Here is a 2,584-nt window from a genome sequence, read left to right on the forward strand (position 1 = left end):
AGATGGGGATACGGCCCTTGAGTCGCTGGCCGCCGCGAATGACGATTTGATCCATCGGCTGTCTTTAGCGCATGCGCGAAGTCGCGCAAGCGGACTAGCTATGCGGGCGGCGCCGACCGCCTTCGTCCCCGGACGATCCGCTGCGAATCGCGGAACAACAAGATTCAGCGTTGCAACGTGCGCACCGGGAATCGCGTCGACCTGCAACGGGTGATCGGCGGGCGCTGTTCGAAGGGGCGCGACTGGGGCTTTACCGCGACGCAGATCTGGGTGTCGGGAGGCTGCCGCGCCGAATTCGCCTATGGCTATCGCAATGGTGGCGGCTATCCGACGCCGCTGCCGCAACCGGTCCGTGACTTTGCGGGCACGATGAACTGCGAATCGTGGCAGTATAAATATCAGCAGTGCAATGTCCGGACGAACGATCGCGTCGAACTGACGCGCAAGATCGCGGGCAAATGCAACGCCGGGCGCCAATGGGGTTACACGAGCAACTATATCTGGGTCGACAAGGGCTGCCGCGCCGAATTCGGCTATGGCTATCGCAATGTGCGCCCGCCCGAGAAGGACAAAGACAAGGGGCCGAGCACCGGGCTGATCATTGGCGGCATCGTCGTCGCGGGCGGGCTGCTCGCGCTGCTCGCGAGTGGCAAGAAAAAGAAGACCGACGACGCAGCCCCCGAAAGCGGCAGCGGCAGCGAAACGACCTATCCCGCAGGTCCTCCGGCAACGCTCAGCGCCAATCTCTCCGCGCTGCCGAGCGCATCGCGGCCGTCGGTGCAGAATTGCATGAACGACGCGGCGCGCCAGATCGGGGTAACCGGGGGAACGCGGTTGTCCTATGACAAGCTGATCTCGCTCGAGCAGGGCAATGGCGGCTGGCGAATCCGCGCGACGATGACCGCGACCTATCCCGACGGCGCGAAGCAGGTCGAGATGTATTGCCGCGCGACGCCGAGCGATATCATCCAGCTCGACTTCGCTTAAGGCACGAAGGGGCTTTCGCTGTCTCGCCGTCCCGGCGTAAGCCGGGATGACACTTTCGGGGCGAAGCGGAGCGCAGCAGAATGACGAAGGAAGGCGGGCCGGCTGCGGCAATCTGGTCGCGGGCCTATCCGCTGCTGACGGTCACGGCGCTGTTCTGGGCCGGGAATTCGATCGTCGGGCGCGCGGCGCGCGATCTGGTGCCGCCCGCCGCCTTGTCCTTCTGGCGTTGGACCCTCGCGCTCGCTTTGCTGCTGCCGCTCGCATGGCCGCACCTCAGGCGCGACTGGCCGGTGCTGCGGGCAAATTGGACGATCGTCGCGCTGCTCGGCGCGCTGGCGATCGGGTCGTTCAACATCCTGCTCTACACCGGCTTGCAAAGCACGACAGCGCTCAACTCGATGCTGATCCAGTCGGCGCTGCCGGCGCTGGTCCTCGTCGTCGGGGCGTTGGTGATGGGCGACCGTACCAGCCTGCGCCAGATTGCGGGGGTGCTGATCTCGCTCGCCGGCGTGCTTGCGATCATCGCGCGCGGCGATCCCGCGATGCTATGGGGTTTGCGGCTCAATATCGGCGACGCGATCATCGGTGGGGCGGTGCTGCTCTGGGCGCTCTATTCGGTGCTGCTCCGTCGCCGGCCCGCGGTACATCCCCTGAGCTTCCTCGCGGCGTCGATGGTCGTGGGCATCGCGGTCATCGTGCCCTTTTACGTGCACGAACTCTGGGCAGGGCGGCTGATCGTTCCGGCAACCGGAAGCGCGCTGGCGATCGCCTATGTTGCGATCTTCCCGTCGTTCCTTGCCTATCTCTTTTTCAATCGCGGGGTCGAACTAATCGGGTCGGCGGCGACCGGGCAATATATGAATGTGATGCCGCTGATGGGCGCGGGGCTCGCGATGCTGTTCCTCGGCGAGGTGTTGCACCTGTTCCACGTCGCCGGGCTGGCGCTCATCGTCATCGGGATATTGGTCGCGGGGCGTCCCGAACCCGCGGCGCAGGCTTAGGCGAGTGCCTCTTCTACCTGCGCGAGGCGATCCTTGCCGAAGAACATGTCGTCACCGACGAAGAAGGTCGGGATACCGAACGCGCCGCGCGCCACAGCAGCTTCGGTGTTTTGGACAAGCTTCGCCTTGATCCCGGGGTCCTGCGTCCGCGCGAGCAGTGCAGGGCCGTCGAAACCGTTCGCCGAAAGGAAGGTTGCGATTACCTCGGGATCGTCCATCTTGAGGCCTTCCTCCCACATCGCGCGGTTCACCGCGTCGACATAGTCGTCGAGATTGCCTTCGTCGTCGGCGACGATCGCGCCGCGCATGATCGTCAGCGTATTGACGGGGAAATGCCGGTTGATGCGGAATTTGACGAGGCCGTGCTTTTCGATGAAGCGCCGCATTTCGAGATTTTCGTACGCGAGCTTGGCGGGCGCCTCGGCATATTGGATCATCGGCGCCTTGTTGCCCGTCGCCTTGAAGATGCCGCCGAGCAGGCAGGGGGTGATGATCAGGTCGGCGCCGGTGCGGTCGAGCAGCTCGGGCAGCGCCTTCATGCACAGATAGGCGTTGGGACTGCCGAAGTCGAAGATCAGTTCGAGGGTCTTGCTCAC

The 2,584-nt window shown here is 64.4% G+C and carries 3 protein-coding genes; 2 read left to right on the forward strand and 1 reads right to left on the reverse strand.

What is annotated here, in order from left to right; genetic code table 11:
- The first annotated feature begins 135 nt into the window (after positions 1 to 135).
- Together VGD20_RS00640 and VGD20_RS00645 are read left to right on the forward strand one after the other, a co-directional pair.
- Positions 136 to 987 (forward strand): DUF3011 domain-containing protein, encoded by an 852-nt coding sequence (locus VGD20_RS00640; RefSeq protein WP_331132603.1) that lies wholly within the window; start codon positions 136 to 138, stop codon positions 985 to 987.
- An 80-nt stretch (positions 988 to 1,067) separates the two neighbouring features.
- Positions 1,068 to 1,988 (forward strand): DMT family transporter, encoded by a 921-nt coding sequence (locus tag VGD20_RS00645; protein WP_331132601.1) that lies wholly within the window; start codon positions 1,068 to 1,070, stop codon positions 1,986 to 1,988.
- Here VGD20_RS00645 and VGD20_RS00650 read toward each other — a convergent pair.
- Positions 1,985 to 2,584, reverse strand: a 600-nt coding sequence (locus VGD20_RS00650; protein ID WP_331132602.1) for a 2-hydroxychromene-2-carboxylate isomerase, incomplete at its 5' end; no start/stop codon positions are given. The two genes, VGD20_RS00645 and VGD20_RS00650, sit on opposite strands and share 4 nt — an antisense overlap.

It is taken from the genome of Sphingopyxis sp. (genome assembly GCF_036402335.1).
In the GTDB taxonomy this organism is placed as follows: Bacteria; Pseudomonadota; Alphaproteobacteria; order Sphingomonadales; family Sphingomonadaceae; genus Sphingopyxis.

Coding starts and splice junctions, on each gene's coding strand:
- VGD20_RS00645 (WP_331132601.1), top strand. CDS start 1,068: ATGACGAAGGAAGGCGGGCCGGCTGCGGCAATCTGGTCGCGGGCCTAT.